This is a genomic window from Oleiphilus sp. HI0061, assembly GCF_001635675.1.
The window spans coordinates 1-345 of the sequence record NZ_LWFE01000778.1; the positions used below are offsets into that span (position 1 = coordinate 1).

The 345-nt window shown below is 45.2% G+C and carries 1 pseudogene; it reads left to right on the plus strand.

The window, feature by feature from the left end:
- Positions 1–345, plus strand: a pseudogene (locus A3735_RS09520) (RNA degradosome polyphosphate kinase); the annotation flags it as partial.

Here is a 345-nt window from a genome sequence, read left to right on the forward strand (position 1 = left end):
TGGCGCTGTCGTCGTTTATGGCGTAGTGGGCTATAAAACCCACGCCAAGATGATACTCGTAGCCCGACGCGAAGCCGAAGGTTTTAGGCACTATGTACATTTGGGTACGGGTAATTATCACGCAAAGAACGCCCGCCTCTATACAGACTATAGCTTTATGAGTGGTGATGAAGCTCTCGGGAAAGAGGTTCATAAAATATTCCAGCAGCTCACGGGTATGGGCAAAGCACTGAAGATCAAAAAACTATTCCATGCTCCTTTCACCTTACATGACTCTTTGGTTTCGATGATAGAAAGAGAAGCTAATAATGCCAAAGCAGGTAAAGCCTCAGGAATCACCATTAA